Source organism: Nocardioides korecus, assembly GCF_054778395.1.
In genome coordinates this window covers 181,544-206,211 of the sequence record NZ_BAAGZO010000001.1, presented here as the reverse complement: position 1 = coordinate 206,211, position 24,668 = coordinate 181,544, and the positions used below count along the sequence as shown (strand labels likewise).

The window sequence follows — 24,668 nt, the reverse complement described above, 5'->3', positions numbered from 1 at the left end:
CCGGTCCTGGAGTGACCGCGACCTCCCTGGGCGGCGCCTGGTCCCCGAGCGACCGGGAGCTCGAGCGTCGCCGGGTGCGCCGGCGCGACCGCCTGCGCAAGCGGCTGCTGGCCCTCGCGGTCACGGTCGTGGTCTTCGTGGTGGTCGGCTTCGTGGTCACCGGCTCCGCGGGCTGGCCGGTGGTCAAGGACGCGTTCTTCAACGGCTACCACGCCCGCAAGGCGCTGCCCGCGATCGCGAAGGGGTTCCTGACCAACGTCGCGACGTTCCTGGTCGCCGAGCCGTTCATCCTGCTGATCGGGATCGCGGTCGCGGTGACCCGCCAGACCGTCACCCCGTGGCTCACGCCGCTGCGCTTCGTGGCCGTGGCCTACACCGACCTGCTGCGCGGCGTACCGACGCTCCTCGTGGTGCTGCTGATGGCGCTGGGGATCCCGGCGCTGCAGCTGACCGGCCTCACCTCGAGCCTGTTCTGGCTGACCACGACCGCGCTGGTGCTCTGCTACGGGGCGTACGTCGCCGAGGTGGTGCGCGCCGGGATCGAGAGCATCCACCCCTCCCAGGTCGCCTCGGCCCAGGCGATGGCGCTGTCGCGCTCCCAGACGATGCGCCACGTCGTGCTGCCCCAGGCGCTGCGCCGCGTCGTACCTCCCCTGATGAACGACTTCGTCTCCCTCCAGAAGGACACCGCGCTGGTGTCGGTCGTCGGGGTGACCGAGGGCCTGCTGGCCGCCCAGGACTACGGCAACTACCACTTCAACTTCACCCCGCTGCTGGTCACCGGCGCCTTCTTCGTGGCGCTGACCGTGCCGCTGGCGCGGTTCACCGACTGGCTGGGCCGCCGCGCCGTGCGCCGGGAGCGCGGATGAGCGCCGACCAGACGCAAGCGGTGCTCTCGGTCCGGGGCCTGCGCAAGACGTACGGCGACCGGGTGGTCCTGGACGGCATCGACCTCGACGTCCACCACCACGACGTGGTCTGCCTGATCGGCTCCTCCGGGTCGGGCAAGTCGACCCTGCTGCGCTGCCTGGACCTGCTCGAGGAGGTCGACGACGGCACGATCAGCCTCGACGGCCGCGAGGTCTCCGACCCGCACGTCGACGCTCGCGACGTGCGCCGCGAGATCGGGATGGTGTTCCAGGCCTACAACCTGTTCCCGCACCTGAGCGTGCTGGAGAACTGCACCCTGGCGCCGCGCAAGGTGCACGGCCGCGACCGCGCCGCCGCCGAGACCCGGGCCCGCGAGCTGCTGGCCCGCTTCGGGCTGGCCGACAAGGCCGACGCCCACCCCGACCAGCTCTCCGGCGGTCAGCAGCAGCGGGTCGCGCTGGTGCGAGCCCTGTGCCCCGAGCCGCGGGTCCTGCTCCTCGACGAGATCACCGCCGCGCTCGACCCCGAGCTGGTCGGCGAGGTGCTCGAGGTCGTCCGCGCCGAGGCCGAAGCGGGAATGACGATGGTGCTGGCCACCCACGAGATGGCCTTCGCCCGCGAGGTCGCCACCCGGGTCTGCTTCCTCTCCGACGGCCGGATCCTCGAGCAGGGCACCCCCGCGGAGGTCTTCGACGCCCCCCGCGAGGAGCGCACCCGGCAGTTCCTGCGCCGGGTGGGGCCGGCCCGGCCGGCCTGAGCGGTCGGTGGGGCGGCGTACGCCGGACCGGTGCCGGGAGCGGCGTACGTCCCGGGGTCGAGATGGCGCGTCGCCCACACATTTGTGTAGGAGGGTGACCAGCCAGCGGCGTGTCGTGGTCACTTCCCTACACAAAAGTGTGGCCGCGGCGCCCCTCGCGACCCTGACAGTCCTGCTGTCATGATCGCGCCATGGCGTACTCACTCGGACAGGGCAGCGGACCGCTGCGCGGGACCAAGGTCGTGGAGCTGGCCGGGATCGGGCCGGGGCCGCACGCCTGCATGATCCTGGCCGACCTCGGGGCCGACGTGATCCGGGTCGAGCGCCCGGGCGGTCAGCCGCTGACCGGCGGGCCGCACGACCTGCTCAACCGCGGCCGGCCCAGCGTCGCGCTCGACCTCAAGGACCCCGAGGCGGTCGCGACCGTCCTCGACCTGGTCGCGACGGCCGACGTGCTGGTCGAGGGCCTGCGGCCGGGCACGACCGAGCGGCTCGGGCTGGGGCCGGAGGAGTGCCACGCGCGCAACCCGCGGCTGGTCTACGGCCGGATGACCGGGTGGGGGCAGGACGGGCCGCTGGCGAGGGCGGCCGGCCACGACATGAACTACGTCGCCCTCACGGGAGCGCTGTTCGGGATGGGTCAGGACCGGTCGCGGCCGCACTTCCCGAGCAACCTGGTCGGCGACTTCGGCGGCGGGTCGACGTACCTCGTCATCGGGATCCTCGCGGCCCTCCTGGAGTCCCGGCTCAGCGGTGAGGGGCAGGTGGTGGACGCCGCGATCGTCGACGGGACGGCGCACCTGAACGCGATGGCCTCGGGGTTCCTGGCCGGCGGCACGATGCTCGAGCAGCGCGCGGCCAACCTCCTCGACGGCGGGATGCCGTTCTACGACCTGTACGAGACCTCCGACGGCCGGCACGTGTCGGTCGGTCCGCTCGAGCCGCAGTTCTACGCCCGGTTCGTCGAGCTGCTGGGGATCGAGGAGGCGCCGGACCGCTACGACTTCGCGCGGTCCGACGAGCTCCGCGCCGTGATCGCCTCACGCTTCGCCTCGCGCCCGCTGGCGGAGTGGACCGAGGTCTTCGAGGGCACCGACGCCTGCGTCGCCCCGGTGCTGACCATGTCCGAGGCGGTCACCCACCCGCACATGGCCGCGCGCGAGGTGTTCGTCGAACGCGAGGGCGTGGTGCAGCCGGCGCCCGCGCCGCGGTTCAGCCGTACGCCGGGGCAGCTGTCCACCCCGCCCCCGGCCGCCGCCGGCGCCCAGACCCGCGAGGCGCTGACCGCCTGGGGGGTCGCCGACGTCGAGGGCCTGCTCGAGCGGGGGGCCGCGGTGCAGGCGTGAGCCCGGCGGCCGGACCGGATCCCCGCCTCGAGCTGCGCGCGGACTGCGGGTCCTGCGCGGGGCTGTGCTGCGTCGTCCCCGCCTTCTCGGTCTCCTCCGACTTCGCCCTCGACAAGCCCGCGCGGACGCCCTGCCCGAACCTCGGGGCCGACTTCGGCTGCACCATCCACACCGAGCTGCCCGAGCGCGGCTTCGTGGGGTGCACCGTCTACGACTGCTTCGGCGCCGGCCAGGCCGTCGTGGCCCGTCACGGGACCGGCTGGCGCACCTCGCCCGAGGTCCGCGACGCGCTGTTCGCCGACTTCGAGGTGGTCGAGCGCCTCCACGAGCTGCTCTGGTACGTCGCCGACGCGCTCACCCGCCCCGCCGCCCGGCCCCTGACCTCCGAGCTGGAGGGCCTCCGGGCGCGGGTCACCGCCGGCGTCGAGGACCCGGGCTCGGCCGACGTCGTCGCGCTCCAGCTCCGCGCCGACGGGCTGCTGGGCGAGGTCAGCGCGCTGGTGCGGGGAGGGGGCCGGGTTCGTGCACGAGGAGGCGGCGAGCGCCTCCGCGGTCATGACCTCGCCGGTGCCGACCTGCGCGACCGGGACCTGCGCGAGGCCGACCTGCGCGGCGCGCTGCTGATCGGGGCCGACCTGTCCGGTGTCGAGCTGGGCGAGGCCGACCTGCTCGGTGCGGACCTGCGCGGGGCCGACGTACGCGGGACCGACCTGTCCGCCACCCTCTTCCTGACCCGCCTCCAGGTCCACGCCGCCCGCCGGGATGCGACCACCCGGTTGCCGGCGGTCCTGGAGGGGTGAGGGGACGAACGTTTCCCCGGTCAACCGGGGAAAAGCATGCCTATCGGCCAAACGTTCAGCCGATAACGTCTCTGTTCCCCGGTTGACCGGGGAAACGTCACCACCACAGAACCCCCCACCACGGGAGGAGCCGGACAGATGCCCACCTACCTGGAGGAGCTCTACTCCCTGGATGGCACGACGGCGGTCGTGACCGGCGGGAGCTCGGGGATCGGGCGGGCGATCGCGGAGGCGCTGGCGCGGGCAGGCGCCCGGGTCGTCGTCGTGGCGCGCGACCGGGGGCGGCTCGACGAGGTGGTGGGCGGTTGGCGGTCGGCCGGCCTGTCGGCGTACGCCGTGGACGCCGACCTCGCGACCCGGCCCGGCGTGCAGGAGGCCGCCGACCGGGTGGTCGAGCTGGTCGGGGAGCCGGACGTGCTGGTCAACAGCGCGGGGATCAACCTGCGGCCGGCGTACGACGACCTCGACGAGACCACCTGGGACGCCACCATGGCGCTCAACCTGGACGCCCCGTTCCTGCTCGGGCAGCGCTTCGGGCCGGCGATGGCCGGGCGCGGGTTCGGGCGGATCGTGCACGTCAGCTCCCAGCAGGCCAGCCGGGCGTTCGCCCGCAGCGGCGCCTACGGGGTCTCCAAGGGCGGGCTCGAGGCGCTGACCCGCTCGCAGGCCGAGGCCTGGTCGGGGCGCGGCGTGACGGTTAACGCGCTCGTCCCGGGCTTCGTGCAGACCCCGCTCAACGCCGCGCTGTCGGCGGACCCCGAGGCCGTCCGGGCCCTGGCGGCGCGCACGCTGGTCGGGCGCAACGGGCGTCCCGAGGACTTCGCCGCGGCCGCGGTGTTCCTGGCCGGGCGCGGGTCGGCGTACGTCACGGGTCAGGCGCTGCACGTCGACGGCGGCTTCTCGGTCCACTGAGGGCTGCCCAGGGGCGGAGGTGGTGCCGGGTCGCGGAGGAGCCCGTGATCCGGACCACAGTGCTGGGGGCGTTGACGTTGACAGTCGTACTGTCACAATGGCTGCGGCGTCGTCCAGCCCGGGCTGCGACGCCCACCGGTCCAGGCACACCCGGAGCCCCACCGAGCGTGGGGACCGTCAACAGTTGGGATGTCAGATGGCACAAGAAGCGTTCGTCTACGACGCGATCCGGACGCCCCGCGGCAAGGGGAAGAAGGACGGCAGCCTCCACGAGGTCAAGCCGGTCGACCTCGTCGTGGGCCTCCTGGACGCGGTCCAGGAGCGGAACCCCTCGCTCGACGTCAACCGCATCGACGACGTCGTGCTCGGTGTCGTCTCGCCCGTGGGCGACCAGGGTGGCGACATCGCCAAGACCGCGGCCCTGGCCGCCGGCCTGCCCGACACCGTGGCCGGCGTGCAGCTCAACCGCTTCTGCGCCTCGGGCCTGGAGGCCGTGAACCAGGCCGCCTCCCGCGTGCGCGGCGGCTTCGAGGACCTGATCCTGGCCGGTGGCGTGGAGTCGATGAGCCGCGTGGCCATGGGCAGCGACGGCGGCGCCTGGGCGATGGACCCCTCCACCGCCTTCGCCACCGACTTCGTCCCCCAGGGCATCGGCGCCGACCTGATCGCGACCATCGAGGGCTTCTCCCGCGAGGACGTCGACACCTACGCCGTGGAGTCCAACGCCCGCGCCGCCAAGGCCTGGGCCGACGGCCGCTTCGCCCGCTCGGTCGTGCCGGTGCGCGACCGCAACGGCATCACCGTGCTCGACCACGACGAGTTCATCAAGCCCGAGTCCACCGTGGAGGGCCTGGCCCGCCTGCGCCCGTCCTTCGCCGGCATCGGCGACCAGGCCGGCTTCGACGCCGTCGCGCTGGAGAAGTACCACTGGATCGAGCGCATCGACCACGTCCACCACGCCGGCAACAGCTCCGGCATCGTCGACGGGGCCGCGATCGTGGCGATCGGCAACGAGCAGGTCGGCACCGACCTCGGCCTGACGCCCCGCGCCCGGATCATCGCCACGGCCGTCTCCGGCGCCGACCCGACGATCATGCTCACCGGGCCCGCCCCGGCCAGCCGCAAGGCGCTGGCCAAGGCCGGCCTGGAGGTCTCCGACATCGACCTGTTCGAGATCAACGAGGCCTTCGCCGCGGTGGCGATGCGGTTCATGCGCGACATGGGCATCGACTCCGAGATCACCAACGTCAACGGCGGCTCGATCGCGATGGGTCACCCGCTCGGCGCGACCGGCGCGATGATCCTCGGCACCCTGGTCGACGAGCTCGAGCGCCGCGACCTCAAGCGCGGCCTGGCCACGCTCTGCGTCGGTGGCGGCATGGGCATCGCCACCATCGTCGAGCTCGTCTGACCCGTCGTACGTCGACCCGACCTCTCTCCTGACAAGGACCCCCATGACCGACCCCGCAGTGAAGTACGACCGCGACGCCGACGGCATCGTGACGCTGACCCTGGACGACCCGGAGTCCAGCGCCAACACCATGAACGAGCGCTACAAGAACGCGATGCACGACGCGGTCGAGCGCCTCCACGCCGAGAAGGACCAGGTCACCGGGGTCGTGGTGACCTCGGCCAAGAAGACCTTCTTCGCCGGCGGCGACCTCAAGGGCATGCTGACCACGACCAAGGACGACGCCGAGGGCGTCTTCCGCGAGGTGGAGCAGGTCAAGGCCGACCTGCGCCGCCTGGAGAAGCTGGGCAAGCCGGTCGTCGCCGCGATCAACGGCGCCGCGCTCGGCGGCGGCCTGGAGATCGCGCTGGCCTGCCACCGCCGGATCGTCGTCGACGACCCGAAGGTGGACCTGGGCCTGCCCGAGGCCACCCTGGGCCTGCTGCCCGGCGGCGGCGGGGTCACCCGGATCGTGCGGATGTTCGGCATCCAGTCGGGCCTGATGGACTTCCTGCTCCAGGGCCCGCGCTTCAAGCCGGCCCAGGCGCGCGAGAAGGGTCTGGTCGACGAGCTGGTCGCCACCCGCGAGGAGCTCGTGCCGACGGCGAAGAAGTGGATCGCCGAGCACCAGGACGACGCGGTCGCGGCGAGCAACCCGTGGGACCGCGAGGGCTACCGGATGCCCGGTGGCACCCCGTCGACCCCGAAGCTGGCGCAGTTCCTGCCCGCGTTCCCCTCGATGCTGCGCAAGCAGGTCAAGGGTGCGGACTACCCGGCCCAGCGGGCGATCATGGCCGCGGCGATCGAGGGCGCGCAGGTCGACGTCGACACCGCCAGCCGGATCGAGTCGCGCTACCTGGCCGAGCTGATCACCGGCTCGAACAGCAAGAACATGATCCAGGCGTTCTTCCTCGACCTCCAGGCCATCAACGGCGGCTCGCTGCGCCCGGCCGGGGTGGAGAAGTTCGTGCCCACCAAGGTCGGTGTGCTCGGCGCCGGGATGATGGGGGCCGGCATCGCCTACTCCTGCGCCCGGGCCGGGATGCAGGTCGTCCTGAAGGACGTCGCCCAGGAGTCGGCCGACAAGGGCAAGGCCTACAGCGAGAAGCTGCTGGCCAAGGCCGTCGGGCGCGGCACGATGGACCAGTCGAAGATGGACGAGGTCCTCGGCCGGATCACCGCCACCACCGACGCCGCGGACTTCGCCGGCGTGGACCTGGTCATCGAGGCGGTCTTCGAGGACCCGTCGCTCAAGGCCACGGTCTTCGGCGAGATCCAGAACGTCGTGAACCCCGACGCCCTGCTGTGCTCGAACACCTCGACGCTGCCGATCACCGACCTCGCCCACGGCGTGGACCGGCCGGCGGACTTCATCGGGCTGCACTTCTTCAGCCCCGTGGACAAGATGCCGCTCGTGGAGATCATCCGCGGCGAGCAGACCTCCGACGACGCCGTGGCCCGCGCGCTCGACGTCGTGATGGCGATCCGCAAGACCCCGATCGTGGTCAACGACAGCCGCGGCTTCTACACCAGCCGCGTCATCGGCACGATGGTCAACGAGGGTCTGGCCATGCTCGGCGAGGGCGTCCACCCGACGTCGGTCGACCGGGCCGCCACCCAGGCCGGCTACCCCGTCGGCACGCTCCAGCTCTCCGACGAGCTCAACATGGAGCTGATGGCCAAGATCGCCAAGGCCACCCGCGAGGCCGAGGGCGCGGCGTACGTCGAGCACCCCGGGACCGCGGTCGTGCAGAAGATGCTGGACGCCGGTCGTCCCGGCAAGCTGCGCGGCGCCGGCTTCTACGACTACGACGAGAACGGTCGCCGCACCTCGCTGTGGTCCGGGCTCAAGGAGCTCTTCCCGTCGAACGCCGAGCCGGCCGACATCGACGACCTCAAGGACCGCTACCTGTTCATCGAGGCGCTCGAGACCGCGAAGTGCTTCGAGGAGGGCGTCATCGAGTCCGCCGCCGCGGCCAACATCGGCGCGATCATGGGCATCGGCTACCCGCCCCTGACCGGCGGCACGGTGCAGTTCATGCAGGGCTACGACGGCGCCACGGGCCACGGCCTGGCCGGCTTCGTCGAGCGCGCCGACCAGCTGACCAAGCTGTACGGCGACCGCTTCCGCCCCACCGACCGCCTGCGCGAGATGGCCGAGAAGGGCGAGACCTTCCCGGCCTGAGGCCGGGTCGTCCGTGACCGGGCCGGTCGGTGTCCTGCGGGGCGCTGGCCGGCCCGGCGTACGTCCTGGGGAGGGACCTGCCGGTCTCGAGCCGGGTCGGGGGCGCGGCGGGCGCGGTGATGGGCGGTCGGCGTACGTCGGGAGGTTGTCGGGGGAAAGGTGACCTTGTCGGGTGAACGTTCGGCCGACAAGGTGACTGATCCCCGGCTAGCCGGGGAACAGTCGCCTCCATCGTTTGCCCCCATTCCCGACACAAGGGACACCGGGACGGGGACCATGGACCCGTGCGAGACATGAACCCGCGGGTCGAGGTCCGGGAGCTGTGGGTGCGGTTCGGGGCGGTCGACGCCGTGCGCGGCGTGAGCCTGGAGGCCCGTGCCGGGCACGCGACCGCCCTGCTGGGCCGCAACGGCGCCGGCAAGTCCACGACGATGCGGGTCCTGGCCGGGGTGATCCCCCCGACCGAGGGGACGGTGCTGGTCGGCGGGGTCGACGTGCGCGCCGACCCGCTGGCGGCCAAGCGATTGACCGGCTACTGCCCCGACGTGGGCGGCCTGGTCCCGCGCGCCACGCCGTGGGAGCACCTCCAGCTGGCGGCCCGGCTGCGGCGGATGCCGAGCTGGGAGCCCCGCGCCCGCGACCTGCTGGAGCGCTTCGAGCTCGGCGACGTCGCCCACCGGGTGACCTCCGGCTTCAGCCACGGGATGTCCCGGCGGCTCTCGGTGGTCCTCGCGGCGTTCCACGAGCCCGACGTGCTGCTCCTCGACGAGCCCTTCGACGGCGTCGACCCGGTCGGGGTCGAGGCGACCCTGGAGGTCGTCGCCGACGCCCGCGCCCGCGGCGCCGCGGTGCTGCTGTCCACCCACCTGCGCGACCTGGCCGTCCAGGCCTGCGAGCGCGCGCTGGTCCTGCGGGGCGGGGCGGCCGCGGCCGAGCTCGACGCCGCGGCCCTCCTCGGCGAGGAGGGGGCCGGTGTCTACCGCACCCTCCTGGACTGAGTCCCTCCTCGCCCCGGCGCCGGCGACCACGGTCGCGTCCTCGGGCCGGGTCCCCTGGCGCGAGGCCGTCACCGACCTCCGGAGCCTGCTGGCCTTCCGCTCCTCCGGTCTCGACGTCCGGTCGCGTCGCCGGCTGCGGGCGGCCGGTCTCGCCGTGGCCGTGCTGACCGTGCTGGTCGTCGTGCTCCCCGCCTGGCTGGGCGGTCCGCAGCCGCGTCCGCACTCCGGCGCGGCGCTGGCGCTGCTGCCGAGCGGCTGCCTGGGGTTCCTGGCGCTGGCCTGCCTCACCGCGGTCGCCTCGGCCGGTGGCCGCGAGCTGGTGCCGCGCGACCAGGCGGTCGCCTTCCCGGTGTCCGCGAAGACCGACCACCTGGGCGCCCTACTGCTGGCCCCGCTCAACATCGCCTGGCTGCTCCAGTCCTGGACGCTGCTCGGCGTGACCTCCTACGCGCTGGGGCCCACGCGGCTGGCGGCGTACGTCGTCCCGGTCGCGCTGTGGATCCTCGCCGCGACCTGTGCCGCCCAGGCCGTCGGCTGGCTCGCGGAGGGCGTACGCCGGGGGCCGCACGGCATCCTCCTGGTGCGCCTGGCGACCGCTGGCCTGGCGCTCGGCCTGGTCGTGCTGGCCACGACCGGGTCGCTGACCACCCTGCTCGACCGGAGTCCCACCAGCCGGATCCTGGACGCGGTCCTCGACGGCGCGACCGGACGGTGGCTGCCCTGGGCCGCCGCGGTGGCCGTCCTGCTGCTGCTCGCGGTGCTGTCGACCGCGCTCGGCGCCGTGCCCGCCCGGTGGGCGCTGGGGCGTCCGATGCGCGAGGAGCTGCGCCAGGAGGGCAGCCGGCACGCCGCGCGGCCCACCCCGCGCAGCGACCTGGCCATGGTCGTGCGGATGGACCGTGCGTCGGTGTGGCGCTCGGTGCCCCTGCGCCGCGGGCTGACCGTCCTCGCGGTGATGCCGGGAGCGGTCGCCCTGCTGGGCGGTCTGGAGTGGTCGATGATGACGGTGCTCCCGGGCCTGGTGGCCTCGGGCGCGGCCCTGCTGTTCGGGGTCAACACCTGGTGCCTGGACGGCCGCGGAGCCCTGTGGCGCCACAGCCTGCCGGTGAGCGCGCGGGTCTCGTTCGACGCGCGGGCCCTCGTGCTGGGCGAGGTCCTGCTCGGTGCCGCCGGCGTGACGCTGCTGCTCGGCGGGGTGCGGGCCGGGCTGCCCACGCCCGTCGAGGGGGTGGCGCTGCTCTGCTGCACCCTGGTGGTGACGCTCCAGGTCGTCGGCGCGGCCATGCGCTGGAGCATCGCGCGCCCCTTCGCCGTGGACCTCCGCAGCGCGCGGGCGACCCCGGCGCCGCCGGTGACGATGGCGGCGTACAGCGCCCGGCTCGCGCTGGTCACCACGACGACCGGGCTGGTCTTCACCGGGCTCTCGCACCTGCCCACGATCACGCCGGTCCTGCTGGTGACCTTCCTGATGGCGCTCTGGTCGACCTGGCGGCTGGACCGCAGCGGCCGGCGGTGGGACGACCCCGCCGTGCGCGCTCGGGTCGTGTCGGTGGTGGCGGGGTAGCGAGACCCGACCGTGACCTCTGCGCCAGTCGGGCGTTGTACCGGAGTAGACCAGGACCGACCAGTTGGCTCGATGGAGCCACTGGGTCTCGTCCTTGTCGCACTCGGCGTGCCACTATCGGTCCGCTGCTACCACGTGCAGGTACCTACTACGGGGGAATTCGATGAAGAAGTTGGTTGCTGGCCTTTCCGTTGCCGGTGTGACGGGTCTGATCAGCCTGGCCGGCGCTGTGCCCGCCCAGGCCTACCCCGACACGAACCCGTCGGGGACCAAGGTGAGCACGGCGGCCGCGGGCCCGTCGTCCGACTCGCTCCCTGGCACGGGTGGACCGCAGGAGGGTCTCCTCCTGGGCGGGGCCTCGCTGCTGGTGGTGGGTGCTGCCACGATCGTCGTCGTCCGGCGCCGTTCGGCCTAAGACCTGCCGCGTCCTGTCCCCGGGACGTCCGATGATGATGTTCCGGTGACAGGAGCGGTGTCGTGGCGTCGGCGGCTCGCAGCGGTCGCTCTCACCGCCGTGCTGCTCGCACTTGCGACGCCCGTCGTGGTGCTGGGTGCACAGGTGAGCGTCACGCTGCTGGCATTGCAGCGGGTCAAGTCCGAGCTCGCGGACTTGGGTTACCAGCTCCCCGGGACAGACGACCGCGCTCGTGGGGAGACTCTCCGGGCGCTCCGGGAGGACGTCGGTCGTGCGCGAGCCTCTTCCCGCGGGAGCCTGTGGTCCCTTGGTGCGCGTCTGCCCTTCGTCGGCGCCGACCTGTCGGCCCTGACCGAGGTCGTCGACGCCGCGGGCCAGACAGTCGATCATGTGGTGCCGGCCGCGCTCGCCGCCGCCTCGCACGTCCGAGGTCCGGGTGCGGTGCGCGAGCCCGGGGGGCGGCTAAACCTGCGCACCATCGCTTCGCTCGAGGCGCCGTTGAGCCGGGTCGCGCGCGAGACCGAGCGCGTGGACGCGCGCGTGTCCCGCCTCCGCCCCTCGACGCTGACCTGGCCCTTCGCCTCCCGCGTGCGCGCCCTGCAGCAGCAGTCGAAGGCTGCGGTGGGGTTGGCCCGAGGGGGTGTGACTGCCACACGTCTGGCCCCGGCCATGCTCGGGGGCGACGGCAAGCGCACCTACCTGCTGATCGCGCAGAACAACGCCGAGATCCGCTCCACCGGGGGGACACCCCGCGTGCTGTCGCTGGTGACCGCCGACCGGGGACGGATCGAGCTCGACGTCCCCCGGTTCGAGACCTACCTCTCGAGCCGCGCGCCCGTGGTGCCCCTCACGCGGGAGGAGCAGCGCCTGTTCGGGGACAACCTCGCGCAGGACGCCCGAGACGCGAACATCACCCCGGACTTCGCGCGTGCCTCGGAGATCATCGAGGCCCTCTACCACCGAGAGACCGGCCAGCACGCCGACGGCGTCCTCTCGATCGACCCGGTCGCGCTCGGGCTGCTGATGCGGGCCACTGGTCCGGTCCGTGTCGGTGACCAGACCCTGACCAGTCGAAACGTCGTGGGGTCGCTGTTGAACCGGGCCTACCTTGACATCCCGGACCCCGCGGACCAGGACGCCTACTTCGCTCGCGTGGCAGGAGTGCTGTTCGCGCAGGTCACGGGGTCCGACACCGCCCCGCTCTCCCTGGCCCGAGAGCTCGCCGAGGCCGCCCAACAGCATCACGTCTACCTGTGGAGCAGGCGCCCCGCGGAGCAGCGGCAGTTCGGTGGGTCCGTGGTGGCGGGGCCGTTGCCCACGGACCACGCCGACGTCGCGACGGCCGGCGTCTACCTGGACGACGCAGCGAGCTCCAAGATGGACTACTACCTGCAGTACGCCGGAAGCCTGCGGGCCACCTCGTGCGACGGGACCCGGTCCCAGCGCCTGACCGCGGAGGTGACTCTCAGGTCGACCGTCCCGCGCGACGGAGCCCATCTGCCCGAGTACGTCACGGGCACGGGCCGCTACACGCCGAAGGGTTCGATCCGGATCAAGGTCCGTATCTACGCCCCAGCCGGCGGGGCTCTCTCCTCGGTGCTCGTGAAGGGTCGGCGCCTGGAGTTCCGCAGGTTCACCCACGCAGGACACGCCGTGGCACTGCTCGACGTGACCCTCACGCCGCAGGACGAGGTGGTCCTGGAGCTGCACTTGCGCACCGCGCCGGACCGGGGAGGTGACCCGGTTCTCCAGATGACTCCGGGCATCGAGCGGCGTGACTACGACAGCACCGCTGTCTCCGCCTGCTCGTGACGGGCCGTCGCAGCCTGGACGTGCTGTCCGCCCCGCACCCCCGAGACGCACGTCACAGGCAGTGGCTAGGGTCGGCCGCATGGACTTCTCACCCTCGCCCCGCGCCGCCGAGCTGCTCGACCTGGTCACCGCCTTCGTCCGTGACGAGATCGAGCCGGTGGCCGGTGACTACCGCCGCCAGGTCGCCGAGGGGGCCGCCTCGACCGAGCCGGGCACCTGGACCGAGTCGCCGATCCTGGGCGAGCTGCGGGCCAAGGCGCGCGCGCAGGGCCTGTGGAACCTGTTCCTGCCCCGCGAGCACACCGGCCCGTACGCCGAGCGGTTCGGCACCCACGGCGGGGAGGGGCTGACCAACGCCGACTACGCCCCACTGGCCGAGCAGATGGGCCGCGTGGTCGACCTCGCGCCGTACGTCTTCAACTCCAACGCGCCCGACACCGGCAACATGGAGGTGCTGCTCAAGTACGGCACCGACGCCCAGCGCGAGGAGTGGCTCGAGCCGCTGCTCGACGGCAAGATCCGCTCGGCGTTCACCATGACCGAGCCCGGCGTCGCGTCCTCCGACGCCACCAACATGGAGGCGACCGCGACCGTCGACGGCGACGAGGTCGTGATCAACGGCCGCAAGTGGTGGTCCTCGGGCGTGGGCCACCCCGACTGTCGGATCTTCGTCTTCATGGGGCTCTCCGACCCCGAGGCCGACCGCCACCACCGCCACACCATGGTCCTGGTGCCGCGCCACGCCCCCGGCGTGAAGGTCGAGCGGCTGCTCACCACGATGGGCACGATGGACGAGCCGGTCGGGCACGGCGAGGTCAGCTTCGACCACGTCCGCGTGCCCAAGGCCAACATCCTGCTCGGCGAGGGCCGCGCCTTCGAGATCGCCCAGGGCCGCCTCGGCCCGGGCCGCGTGCACCACTGCATGCGCCTGATCGGCCAGGCCGAGGTCGCCCTCGAGCTGGCCATCCAGCGGGGCCTGTCGCGCACCGCGTTCGGCAAGCCGATCCTCAACCTGGGCGGCAACCGCGAGCGGATCGCCGACGCCCGGATGGCCATCGACCAGGCCCGGCTGCTGGTGCTCAACGCCGCCTGGAAGCTCGACGTCGGCGGCCCCCTCAACGCGCTGTCCGAGGTCAGCCAGATCAAGGTGGTCGTCCCCAACATGACCCAGCAGGTCGTCGACATGGCCATGCAGCTGCACGGCGGCGGCGGCGTCTCCGACGACTTCCCGCTGGCCTCGATGTGGACCAACGCCCGCGCCCTGCGCCTGGCCGACGGTCCCGACGAGGTGCACCGCGGCGTCGTCGCGCGCATCGAGATCGGGAAGCACCAGTGAGCGCCCCCCGGTCCGACGGCGGCTCCGGCCGTCGCGTCCTGGTCACCGGCGGCGCCTCGGGCCTGGGCGCCTCGCTCACCCGCGCGTTCCGCGAGCGCGGCGACCGGGTGCTGGTCGGCGACGTGGCGCCGGTGCCCGACGACGTGAGCGGCGACTCGCTCCACCTCGACGTGCGCTCCGACGACGACTGGGCCGCCGCGCGCGACTGGGTCGAGCGCGAGTGGGGTGGCCTCGACGTGCTGGTCAACAACGCCGGGGTCGCCGGCGGCGGCCGGCTCGACGTGGGCGGCCTGGACGAGTGGCAGTGGATCACCGAGATCAACCTCTTCGGCGTCGTCCGCGGCACCCGCACCTTCACCCCGGTGTTCAAGCGGCAGCACTCCGGTCACATCGTCAACGTGGCCTCCCTCGCCGGACTCGTGCACCCGGCCGGCATGGCGTCCTACAACGCGGTCAAGGCCGGCGTCGTCGCCCTGAGCGAGACCACCGCGCACGAGCTGGCCCAGTGGGACGTGCGCTGCTCGGTGGTGTGCCCGTCGTACTTCCGCACCGGGCTGGTCGAGGCGATGCAGGGGGCCGACACCGCCGTCGGCCAGGTCATCGGCGGGCTGGTGGCCAACGCGCCGCTGGGCCCCGACGACATCGCCGCGGCCGTGCTCGCGGGGATGGACGCGGGCGAGGAGGTCATCCTGCCCGACCCGGCCGCGCGGGCGGCGTACGCCCTGAAGACGGGCGACCGGGCGGCGTACGACGCGACGATGCGGCGGCAGGCGGCCCGTCTCGCGGCCGCCGGCGAGCAGGCGGACACCACGGGGGGACAGCGATGAGCAGCGACGAGACCAGCGCGATCGACGGGGCGTCCGCGGTCCGCGAGGAGGACGCCTTCGACCTCGACGCGGTCCGCACGTGGCTGGCGGCCGAGACCGGGCTCGAGCTGGGTCCCGACGTCGACGTGCAGCAGTTCGGCGGCGGCGCCTCCAACCTGACCTACTCGCTGCGCGACGGCGAGCACGACCTGATCCTGCGGCGCCCGCCGAGCGGCAGGAAGGCCAAGGGCGCCCACGACATGGGGCGCGAGTTCCGGGTCCAGGACGGGCTGGCCGACGTCTTCCCGCTGGTGCCCGAGATGGTCGCGCTGTGCACCGACGAGTCGGTGATCGGCGCGGAGTTCTACGTCATGCAGCGCGTCGACGGCGTGATCCCGCGTCGCGACTTCCCGCCGGGCGTGGAGCTCGACGAGGCGCAGGTGCGGCAGCTGTGCACCAACGCCCTCGACGTGCTGGTCGCGCTGCACCGGGTCGACGTCGACGCGACCCCGCTGACCTCGATGAGCAAGGGGCCCGGGTACGTCGGGCGCCAGGTCGGCGGGTGGTCCCGGCGGTTCCGCGACGCCCACACCGAGGACGTCGGCGACTACGAGACCGTGATGGCCTGGCTCGACGAGCACCAGCCCGACGACGTCGCCAGCGTGCTGATCCACAACGACTTCCGCTTCGACAACCTGGTCCTCGACCGCGAGGACCCGACGCGGGTCGTCGGCGTGCTCGACTGGGAGATGGCCACGGTCGGCGACCCGCTGATGGACCTCGGCGGGACGTTGGCCTACTGGGTCCAGGCCGACGACGACGAGGCGTTCCAGCAGTTCCGGCGCCAGCCGACGCACCTGCCGGGGATGCTCACGCGTGCGGAGGTCGTCTCCCACTACTGCGAGCAGATGGGCTACGAGCTCACCGACGAGCAGTGGCGCTTCTACGAGGTCTTCGGGCTGTTCCGGCTCGGGGTGATCGCCCAGCAGATCTACTACCGCTACTTCCACGGGCAGACCACCAACGAGGCCTACGGCCGCTTCGGCCCCGCGGCGATGTACCTCGAGCACCGCTGCCTGCAGATCATCAACGGCTGATGGGCCAGCTGCTGCTGGTCCGTCACGGGCAGGCGTCGTGGGACGCCGATGACTACGACGTGCTCTCCGAGCGCGGCTGGGAGCAGGGCCGCCTGCTCGGGGCCGCGCTGCGTGAGCGCGGGGTCGTGCCGGACGTCGTGGTCAGGGGCGGGCTGCGCCGGCACCGGGAGACGACCGAGGCGCTGCTGTCCTCGCTCGGAGCTTCCCCCAGGGTCGAGGTCGACGACGGCTGGGACGAGTTCGACCACGTCGCCGCCCTGGACCACATGCCCGAGCCGCCCGCCGAGATGCCGACCGACAAGCGGGGCTACCAGGCGCTGCTCGAGGACGCGCTCGAGTCGTGGATGGACCCGGCGCACGCCGACCGCTACCCCGAGCCGTTCGCGGCCTTCACGGCGCGCGTCGACGGTGCGCTGCGGCGTACGACCCAGGACGGCGCGCCGGGCACCACGGCCATCGTCACCTCCGGCGGCGTGATCGCCTGGATCACCGCGTCCCTGCTCGCCGACGGCGACCCCGACGTGGCCGCCCGCCTGTGGCGCCGCCTCAACGTGGTCTGCGTGAACTCCGGCGTCTCCAAGCTCGTCGCCGGCCGCCGCGGCCTGACCTTCGTCAGCTTCAACGACCACAGCCACCTCGAGGGGGTGCCGGAGGCGCTGACCTACCGCTGAGCTGCTCCTGCTCGAGTGCCACACCAGGGTCGGAGACGGGGCTCTGGGACGACCCTGAGGTGGCACTCGGCGCCCGCAGGGCCGCGGGGCCTCGGCCAGGGTCAGGTCGCCCGGGCCGGGACCTTCCTGGGCCACCAGAACCGGTCGCCCAGCAGCAGCGCCAGGGCGGGGACGAGGACGGTGCGGACGACCAGGGTGTCCAGGAGGACCCCGACGCAGATGACCACGCCGAGCTGGGCCAGGACGACCAGCGGCAGCACGCCGAGGACCGCGAAGACCGCCGCGAGCAGGATGCCGGCGCTGGTGATCACGCCGCCGGTGACCGCGAGCGCGCGCAGCATCCCGTCGTGGGAGCCGTGCTCGTGGGTCTCCTCCCAGGCCCGCGTCACGAGGAAGATGTTGTAGTCCACGCCCAGCGCGACCAGGAACAGGAACGCCAGCAGCGGCATCCCGACGCTGACCCCGCTGAACCCGAAGACGCCGGAGAACAGCCACCAGCTCACGCCGAGGGCGGCGACGTACGTGCCCAGGACCGTCAGCACCAGCAGCACCGGCGCGACCAGGGAGCGCAGCAGGAGCACCAGCGCGCCGAGGACGAGCACCAGGACCAGTGGGAAGATCACCCAGCGGTCACGGGTGGCGCCCGAGCCCTCGTCGACGGCCTGGGCCGCCGTGCCGCCCACGTGGCTGCGGGCGCCGGCGTCGTCCAGCGCGGCGCGCATGCGGCCCACGGTGGCCTGGGCGGCGTCGCTGTCCGGCGGGTCGTCGAGCACGACGGACAGCTCGGTCCAGCCGCCGCCCCGGCCCTGGGTGCGCACGGAGTCCACGCCGTCGACCCGCTCCAGCGCGGTGGTGGCCGTGCCGGGGGAGCGGGTGAGGACCGAGGCGGGGTCGGAGCTGCCGGCGGGGAAGTGCTTCCCGAGCTCGTTGGAGGCCGCGATCGCCTCGGGCTGGCGCAGGAACTGCTCGGAGGTGGGCAGGCCCAGGCGGGTGGGGAGCAGGCCGACCGCGAGGACGGCGAGGAGGGCGAGGGTGCCGACCACGAACACCGTCGTACGCCGGGCCACCGCGTCGCCCACCCGGCGCCAGAGCGACCGTCCCTCGGCCAGCGACGCCGTGCCCTCGTGGGGGATCCGCGGCCAGAACACCCAGCGGCCGAAGAGGACCAGCACGGCGGGCAGCGCGACCAGGGCGAAGAAGGCGGCCACCACGATGCCGACGGCGCAGGCGATGCCGAGGCCGCGCGTGGTCGGGACCAGCGAGAGCGACAGGCAGAGCACGCCGAGCACGACCGTGGTCGCGCTGGCCAGGACGGCGTGGCTGGTGCGGACCAGGGCCACCCGCATGGCCTCGCGCCGGTCGGCGCGGGAGCGCAGCTCGTCGCGGTAGCGCGAGATCAGCAGCAGCGCGTAGTCGGTGCCGGCACCGAAGACCAGCACCGAGAGGATCCCGGTCGTCGACTCGTCCCAGGGCACCCCGAGACCGGCCAGCGTGTGGGTGGCCAGCACGGACGCGGCCTGGTCGGCGACGCCCACGACCACGAGCGGCACGATCCAGAGCACCGGGCTGCGGTAGGTGATGATCAGCAGCAGCGCGACCACCCCGGCGGTGGCCCCGAGCAGCTTGAAGTCGGCGCCGTCGAAGACCGCCGCGAGGTCGGCCTGGACCGCGGAGGGCCCGGTGACCTGGGCCTTCACCCCGTCGGGGACGAGCCGGTCGAGCTGGGCGCGCAGGTCCTTCACGGCGGCGGCGTTGGCCGTCGAGCCGGGCGCGTCGACGGTCAGGACGCTGATCGCGGCCTCCTGGTCCTTGCTCGGGACCAGCACGACCTTGCTGCCGGGGCCGCCGGGGCTCGAGACGCCCTTCACGTCGAGCTTGCTGACCGCCGTCTGCAGGGCCGCGAGCCGGCTCCCCCCGACGTCGCCGGTGAACAGCACGACGGCGCTCGAGGCGTCCTGGGCGGGGAGCTTCTCCGCGATCAGGGCCGCGGTCGTGCTGTCCGCGCCCGAGGGCAGGGCGTCGTCGACCCGGGTGGTGTGGGTGGCCTGGCCGACGCCGGCGACGAGCAGGATGCCGAAGCCGAGGAGGACCAGCCCGACCAGGGCGCTGGCCCGTCCGACGATGAGTCGCTGCAGTGCGGCCACGGCGTACACTTCCTTCGTAGTTCAGGAGATGACTAACTAAGTGAGCAATCTGGTGAGTGAATCTAGCACCCCCGACGGCCGGGGCACCACTCGGCCGGACGTGCCCGGGGGACTCCGGGAGAGCGCGACCCTGTCGCTGCTGCGCGAGCTCACCCGCCTCTCCGAGCAGCTCGCGCCCTCGGTCGCCCGCAAGGCCGGGCTCACCCACAACGAGCTGCGCGCGCTGGAGAACCTGATGGACCGCCCGATGGGCCCCGGCGAGCTGGGTCGCGTGCTGGGCGTCAGCTCCGCCGCCGCGTCCGGGATCATCGACCGGCTCGAGACCCGCGGCCACGCCCAGCGGGCCAGCCACGCCAGCGACGGCCGGCGCACGTCGGTCACGATCAGCGAGTCGGGCCGGGCCGAGGTCGTGGGCCACCTGATGCCGATGTTCCGCGAGCTCGCCGAGATCGACGCCGCGCTGTCCGCCACCGACCGGGTCGCGGTGGACGCGTTCCTCGCCGGCGCCGTCCGGGCGATGCGCACGCTGGTCTGAGCCGGCGCCCCCGGCGTCCTCCGGTGGCACGATGTGGCCGAGCGACCTGACCGGCAGGGCGCAGCGCCGACGGGGGGCGTGGTGGTGTCACCGGGTCGCGCGCTGGTCGCCGCGGTCGGCAGGGCCCTGCCGCGGGTCGCGGCCGTCGCGGTCGGGGCACGTGGCCATCTGGCCGCCGGGTCACGGCGTACTCCCCGCACGAAGCTGCCTCTCTGCCCACGACGCTTCGTGGGTGAGGAGGCAGCTCGGGTTCATCACCTGGGAAACCGGACGCCCGGCCGGTCCCCTGCGAGCCCGGAGCCGACCCCTTGGCAGGATGGCCCGATGGCCAAGCCCACGCGCACCAACGTCCTGATCACCGGCGCCAGCAGCGGGCTGGGGGCCGAGATGGCCCGCCAGCTGGCGGCGCGCGGACACGACCTGGCCCTGGCCGCCCGACGGCTGGACCGGCTCGAGGAGCTGCGCACCGAGATCCTCGACCGCCACCCCGAGCGGCGGGTGCTCGTGCGGGCGATGGACGTGACCGACCCCGACGCCGTCTTCGGGGCGTTCCGCGGCTTCCGCGAGGACCTCGGCACCCTGGACCGGGTGGTCGTGAACGCCGGGCTCGGCAAGGGGGCGCCGATCGGGACCGGGCGCGCGGACGCGAACCGCGAGACCGCCATGACCAACTTCGTGGGCGCGCTGACCCAGTCCGAGGCCGCGATGGAGGCCTTCCGCGACCAGGGCGCCGGCCACTTCGTGATGATCAGCTCGATGTCGGCGATGCGGGGGATGCCGAGGGCGATGACGACGTACGCCGCCACCAAGGCCGGCGTGGCCCACCTCGCCGAGGGCCTGCGCTTCGAGCTCCAGGGGACCGCGATCAAGGTGAGCGTGATCTACCCGGGCTACATCGCCTCGGAGATGAACGACGGGAACGCCTCGGGCACCCCGCTGATGGTCTCCACCGAGAAGGGCGTGCGCGCGATGGTCGACGCCATCGAGAAGGAGAAGGACTCCGCCTGCGTGCCGCCGCTGCCCTGGGCGCCGATGAGCCTGGTGATGAAGCACGCCCCGCTGCCGGTGCTCAAGCGCCTGGTCTGACCGGGGCTCACCCCGCCAGGAACGGCGCCACCAGCTCCGGGGTCGCCTCGTGGGCCAGGGCGACGGCCGTGCCGAGCGGCACGTCGAGGACGACGTAGGCCTGACGTCCGGCCGCGGTGGTCGCGACCACGGTGGCCAGCCCGACGCGTCGCTGGAACCAGGTCTGCCGCACGGTCCAGCCGATGATGCCGCTGAGCTGGAGCACGTCGCGGCGGGCCCGGAGGCTGCCCGAGCGGACGACGAGGTGGTCCCGGGTCAGCCCGTGGCCCAGCCGGGCGTAGCGGTCGTGGGCCAGGAACGCCCCCGCGGGGAGCGCGAGCAGGCCCACCACCGCCGGCCACACCGGCAGGTCGAGGAGCCGGTGGGCGGCCAGCAGGCCCAGGGGTACGACGGCGGCGCCCACCAGGGCGCGCAGCCAGCGTCGGCGGCGGGCCGCCGGGCCGTGGGCCGCGAGCGCCAGCCGCAGCGGGTCGGCGTCGCCGAGCAGGGCGCCGCCGACGACGTCGGAGTGGCCGCGGGGCGCGGGCGGCACCAGCTGGCCACCGGTGGACTGCTTGCGGTCCAGGCCGGTGCTGATCGCGCCCAGCCGGGCCGCACCGGCCAGGCGGAGCCCGAGCGGCTCACCGACCTCGAGCCCGCGCACCCGGTCCTCGTCGAGGCTGGTCTCGGTGCGGGTGAGCAGGCCGCGGCGCACGTGGAAGCTGCCGGCCGCGGCGTCGCGCGACAGCGTCAGGCCGAAGTTGGTCACCAGGTAGCCCAGGACCGCCACCACCGCCCCCGCCACCAGCAGCGTCCCGAGCGCGAGCAGCACAAGGACCGGCACGGAGGCGGCCCCCAGCAGGTCCAGGACGCCGGCGCCGCGCAGGGCCTCGGCACCGACCCGGTCGCCGAGCTGGCCGGCCCCGGCGAGCAGCCCGATCACCACGACGTTGCCCGAGGCGGTGAGCGGCGCGTACCTCGCCCAGGTCGGGTCCAGCCGCAGCAGCACCTCCTCGGCGGGCGCGCCCGCGCCGTACGCCGCTCCGGGACGCCCGTCCGTGCCCGTGTGGCCCGCGTGGCCCGTGTCGCCCGCGGCGGGTGCGGTCCCCGGGAGCGGGGACGCGTCCGCCCTGCCCGCCGCGCGACCGAGCAGCGCCGACCGCAGCGCTGCGGCCTCCGCGTGCCCCAGGCCGTCGAGGACGAAGCCGGTGTCCTCCGAGGTCGTGCTGCCCACCCCGATCTCGACCCGGGACAGCCCGAGCAGCCGGTGGACCGGGGTCGCGGTCAGCTCGACCGCGCGCACCCGGTCGACGCGGGCGCTGAGCTGGGCGCGGCGCAGGAGGCCGCGGCGCAGCTCCACGCGCGCGTCGGTGACCCGGAAGCGGGTCGTCGCCCAGCGCAGCAGGCCGAGCAGGACCGGCACGGCGACGCTGCCGACCTGCCACCAGGCGGGCCCGCCGCCGCCGTCGTTGCTGCCGCCGAGGACGAAGACGCCGATCAGCGCGGGCAGGTAGCGCACCAGCTCGGCGACCGGGTGCACCAGCAGCATCCGGCGGTCCAGGCGGCGCCACGGGGTCTCGGGGAGCGTCGTGCCGGGCTCGCCGGGCTCGCCGGGCTCGCCGGGGTGAGCGGCGCCGGCGGTCCCGACCGGCCGCCCGGTCTCGCTCACGTCGCGTCGCCGGGCTCGGCGCCGGCCCGCCGGGTGAGGTCCTCGACCAGGCGGCGGGCGACGGGCAGGTCGACGCCCTGGATCCTCAGCGGGCCGGCCGCCGAGGCGGTGGTGACCGTGACTGAGGCCAGCCGGCACACCCGCTCGACGACGCCCTGCTCGAGGTCGACGGTCTGGACGCGCGACATCGGGGCGACCCGCACCTCCTGGGTCAGCCAGCCGGTGCGGGTGATGACGGCCGTCGCCGTGCTCTCCCAGCGGTGCACCCGGTAGCGCACGAGCGGGACGACGCCGACGTGCACGACCAGCCCCACGGCGTACGCCGTCCACGCCCACCAGGGCACGTCCCACCAGCCGAACCCCTGCGCGACGACCAGGCCGGCGAGCACGACCAGGTCGGCCACCAGCGCGGAGGCCGCCCAGACGACCGGTGCCCGGGTGGACACGCGGTGCTCGGGGTCGCGCAGGGACAGCGTCGGGTCGCTCACGGGACGATCACGCCGCCAGCCTGTCACCCGGCGTGCCAGGATCGCCGTCATGGACGCAGACGTCATCGTCGTGGGGGCCGGTCTCGCCGGTCTCGCCGCTGCCGCCGAGATCGCCGACGCCGGTCGACGGGTGGTGGTCGTGGACCAGGAGCCGGAGCAGAACCTCGGCGGCCAGGCCTTCTGGTCCCTGGGCGGGCTGTTCCTGGTCGACAGCCCGGAGCAGCGGCGGATGGGCGTCAAGGACTCCTACGAGCTCGCGCTGGCCGACTGGATGGGCAGCGCGCAGTTCGACCGGGAGAGCGACCACTGGCCCCGGCGCTGGGCCGAGGCCTACGTCGCGTTCGCCGCGGGCGAGAAGCGGCAGTGGCTGCACGACCAGGGACTGCGGATCTTCCCGGTCGTGGGCTGGGCCGAGCGCGGCGACGGTCGCGCCGGCGGCCACGGCAACTCGGTCCCGCGCTTCCACCTCACCTGGGGCACCGGTCCGGGCGTGGTCGACCCGTTCGAGCGGCGCGTCCGCGAGCACGTCGCCGCCGGTCTGGTGACCCTGGCCTTCCGGCACCGGGTCGACGACCTGGTCACCACCGACGGCGCGGTGACCGGCGTGCGCGGTGCCCTCCTGGCGCCCGACGACGCCGTGCGCGGCGCCGCCTCCAACCGCGACGAGGTCGGCGAGTTCGAGCTCTCCGCGCAGGCCGTCGTGGTCACCTCGGGGGGCATCGGCGCCGACCACGACCTCGTGCGCGCCAACTGGCCCGTGGACCGGCTCGGGAACCCGCCCAAGCGGATGGTCTCGGGCGTCCCGGCCCACGTCGACGGGCGGATGCTGGGCATCACCGAGCGGGCCGGCGGCGAGGTCATCAACCCCGACCGGATGTGGCACTACACCGAGGGCATCCGCAACTGGGACCCGATCTGGGCCAACCACGGCATCCGGATCCTCCCCGGCCCGTCGTCGCTGTGGCTCTCGGCGACCGGCGAGCGCTTCCCCGCGCCGTACCTCCCGGGCTTCGACTCCCTCGGCACGCTGGGCGCGATCGGGCGCACCGGCTACGACTACTCGTGGTTCGTGCTGACCCAGAAGGTGATCGAGAAGGAGTTCGCGCTCTCGGGCTCGGAGCAGAACCCCGACCTGACCGGCAAGGACGTCAAGCTGCTGCTCTCCCGCGTGCGCCCCGGCGCCCCGGGCCCGATCGAGAAGTTCAAGCAGCACGGCGAGGACTTCGTGGTCGCCGACACCCTGACCGAGCTGGTCGCGGGCATGAACCGCGTCGGCGACGGGGAGCTGATCACCGAGGAGGGCCTGCGTCGGGTGATGGTCGAGCGCGACCGGCAGCTGGACAACCCCTTCTCGAAGGACGCCCAGATCACGTTCCTGCGCGGGCACCGGGCCTACCGCGGCGACAAGCTGATCCGCACCGCGTCCCCGCACAAGTTCCTCGACCCCGCCAACGGGCCGCTGATCGCGGTCCGGCTCAACATCTTGTCCCGCAAGACCCTCGGCGGCCTGCACACCGACCTCGACGCCCGGGTCCTGCGCCCCGGCGGCGAGCCCTTCCCGGGCCTGTACGCCGCCGGCGAGGTCGCAGGCTTCGGCGGCGGGGGCGTGCACGGCTACAACGCCCTGGAGGGCACCTTCCTGGGTGGCTGCCTGTTCTCGGGCCGCACCGCCGGGCGGGCCGCGGCAGCCGCGGTGGTCTGACGGGCCGGCGCGTCCGGAGCTGTCGGTGCCGGCCCCTAGGGTGGCC

At 73.6% G+C, this 24,668-nt stretch carries 21 protein-coding genes; 18 read left to right on the top strand and 3 right to left on the bottom strand.

Annotated elements, in window-relative coordinates; all coding sequences use genetic code 11:
* Window positions 1-11: 11 nt before the first annotated feature.
* From ACYVDA_RS00920 to ACYVDA_RS00850, 15 genes are all read left to right on the top strand, one after another.
* A complete protein-coding gene (locus tag ACYVDA_RS00920; RefSeq protein WP_460813915.1) occupies window positions 12-869 on the top strand; it encodes an amino acid ABC transporter permease in 858 nt (285 codons plus the stop codon).
* Window positions 866-1,627, top strand: a complete 762-nt coding sequence (locus ACYVDA_RS00915) for an amino acid ABC transporter ATP-binding protein (RefSeq protein WP_460813913.1) — start codon at window positions 866-868, stop codon at window positions 1,625-1,627. Before ACYVDA_RS00920 ends, ACYVDA_RS00915 begins: the two co-directional genes overlap by 4 nt.
* A gap of 191 nt (window positions 1,628-1,818) precedes the next feature.
* Window positions 1,819-2,973: a CaiB/BaiF CoA transferase family protein gene (locus ACYVDA_RS00910; protein ID WP_460813910.1), complete on the top strand. Its 1,155-nt coding sequence runs from the start codon at window positions 1,819-1,821 to the stop codon at window positions 2,971-2,973.
* On the top strand, window positions 2,970-3,773 hold the full coding sequence (locus ACYVDA_RS00905) for a pentapeptide repeat-containing protein (RefSeq protein WP_460813908.1): 804 nt from the start codon (window positions 2,970-2,972) through the stop codon (window positions 3,771-3,773). Before ACYVDA_RS00910 ends, ACYVDA_RS00905 begins: the two co-directional genes overlap by 4 nt.
* A gap of 138 nt (window positions 3,774-3,911) precedes the next feature.
* Complete coding sequence (locus tag ACYVDA_RS00900) at window positions 3,912-4,685, top strand: SDR family NAD(P)-dependent oxidoreductase (protein ID WP_460813905.1); 774 nt, start codon at window positions 3,912-3,914, stop codon at window positions 4,683-4,685.
* Window positions 4,686-4,881: 196 nt separating this feature from the next.
* A complete protein-coding gene (locus ACYVDA_RS00895) occupies window positions 4,882-6,096 on the top strand; it encodes an acetyl-CoA C-acetyltransferase (RefSeq protein ID WP_460813902.1) in 1,215 nt (404 codons plus the stop codon).
* Window positions 6,097-6,139: 43 nt separating this feature from the next.
* Entirely contained in the window at window positions 6,140-8,320 is a 2,181-nt protein-coding gene (locus tag ACYVDA_RS00890; RefSeq protein ID WP_460813899.1) for a 3-hydroxyacyl-CoA dehydrogenase NAD-binding domain-containing protein, read from the top strand.
* Window positions 8,321-8,613: 293 nt separating this feature from the next.
* Complete coding sequence (locus tag ACYVDA_RS00885; protein ID WP_460815051.1) at window positions 8,614-9,318, top strand: ABC transporter ATP-binding protein; 705 nt, start codon at window positions 8,614-8,616, stop codon at window positions 9,316-9,318.
* Window positions 9,293-10,882: a hypothetical protein gene (locus tag ACYVDA_RS00880; protein WP_460813897.1), complete on the top strand. Its 1,590-nt coding sequence runs from the start codon at window positions 9,293-9,295 to the stop codon at window positions 10,880-10,882. Before ACYVDA_RS00885 ends, ACYVDA_RS00880 begins: the two co-directional genes overlap by 26 nt.
* A 199-nt stretch (window positions 10,883-11,081) precedes the next feature.
* On the top strand, window positions 11,082-11,297 hold the full coding sequence (locus tag ACYVDA_RS00875; protein WP_460813894.1) for an LPXTG cell wall anchor domain-containing protein: 216 nt from the start codon (window positions 11,082-11,084) through the stop codon (window positions 11,295-11,297).
* A 99-nt stretch (window positions 11,298-11,396) separates the two neighbouring features.
* A complete protein-coding gene (locus tag ACYVDA_RS00870; protein WP_460813892.1) occupies window positions 11,397-13,109 on the top strand; it encodes a DUF4012 domain-containing protein in 1,713 nt (570 codons plus the stop codon).
* A gap of 79 nt (window positions 13,110-13,188) precedes the next feature.
* Window positions 13,189-14,445: an acyl-CoA dehydrogenase family protein gene (locus tag ACYVDA_RS00865; protein WP_460813889.1), complete on the top strand. Its 1,257-nt coding sequence runs from the start codon at window positions 13,189-13,191 to the stop codon at window positions 14,443-14,445.
* Window positions 14,442-15,272 carry an SDR family NAD(P)-dependent oxidoreductase gene (locus tag ACYVDA_RS00860; RefSeq protein ID WP_460813886.1) on the top strand — a complete coding sequence of 277 codons (831 nt, stop codon included), beginning with the start codon at window positions 14,442-14,444 and terminating at the stop codon, window positions 15,270-15,272. Before ACYVDA_RS00865 ends, ACYVDA_RS00860 begins: the two co-directional genes overlap by 4 nt.
* On the top strand, window positions 15,269-16,348 hold the full coding sequence (locus ACYVDA_RS00855; protein WP_460813882.1) for a phosphotransferase family protein: 1,080 nt from the start codon (window positions 15,269-15,271) through the stop codon (window positions 16,346-16,348). The genes ACYVDA_RS00860 and ACYVDA_RS00855 overlap by 4 nt, the downstream gene beginning before the upstream one ends.
* Window positions 16,348-17,019: a histidine phosphatase family protein gene (locus ACYVDA_RS00850; RefSeq protein ID WP_460813879.1), complete on the top strand. Its 672-nt coding sequence runs from the start codon at window positions 16,348-16,350 to the stop codon at window positions 17,017-17,019. The genes ACYVDA_RS00855 and ACYVDA_RS00850 overlap by 1 nt, the downstream gene beginning before the upstream one ends.
* A gap of 101 nt (window positions 17,020-17,120) precedes the next feature.
* On the opposite strand, the gene ACYVDA_RS00845 is transcribed toward ACYVDA_RS00850, so the two are convergent.
* Window positions 17,121-19,163, bottom strand: a complete 2,043-nt coding sequence (locus ACYVDA_RS00845; protein ID WP_460813875.1) for an MMPL family transporter — start codon at window positions 19,161-19,163, stop codon at window positions 17,121-17,123.
* A 100-nt stretch (window positions 19,164-19,263) separates the two neighbouring features.
* On the opposite strand from ACYVDA_RS00845, the gene ACYVDA_RS00840 reads away from it, so the two are divergent.
* Both ACYVDA_RS00840 and ACYVDA_RS00835 read left to right on the top strand, forming a co-directional pair.
* Window positions 19,264-19,698: a MarR family winged helix-turn-helix transcriptional regulator gene (locus tag ACYVDA_RS00840; RefSeq protein ID WP_460813872.1), complete on the top strand. Its 435-nt coding sequence runs from the start codon at window positions 19,264-19,266 to the stop codon at window positions 19,696-19,698.
* Between the two features lie 324 nt (window positions 19,699-20,022).
* Window positions 20,023-20,784: an SDR family oxidoreductase gene (locus ACYVDA_RS00835; protein WP_460813871.1), complete on the top strand. Its 762-nt coding sequence runs from the start codon at window positions 20,023-20,025 to the stop codon at window positions 20,782-20,784.
* Window positions 20,785-20,791: 7 nt separating this feature from the next.
* Here the strand turns inward: ACYVDA_RS00835 and ACYVDA_RS00830 are convergent, their stop codons facing one another.
* Complete coding sequence (locus tag ACYVDA_RS00830; RefSeq protein WP_460813869.1) at window positions 20,792-22,432, bottom strand: PH domain-containing protein; 1,641 nt, start codon at window positions 22,430-22,432, stop codon at window positions 20,792-20,794.
* Complete coding sequence (locus tag ACYVDA_RS00825) at window positions 22,429-22,920, bottom strand: PH domain-containing protein (RefSeq protein WP_460813867.1); 492 nt, start codon at window positions 22,918-22,920, stop codon at window positions 22,429-22,431. Before ACYVDA_RS00825 ends, ACYVDA_RS00830 begins: the two co-directional genes overlap by 4 nt.
* A gap of 49 nt (window positions 22,921-22,969) precedes the next feature.
* Between ACYVDA_RS00825 and ACYVDA_RS00820 the strand changes: the two genes are divergently transcribed.
* Window positions 22,970-24,622: an FAD-binding dehydrogenase gene (locus tag ACYVDA_RS00820; protein ID WP_460813864.1), complete on the top strand. Its 1,653-nt coding sequence runs from the start codon at window positions 22,970-22,972 to the stop codon at window positions 24,620-24,622.
* Window positions 24,623-24,668 lie beyond the last annotated feature (46 nt).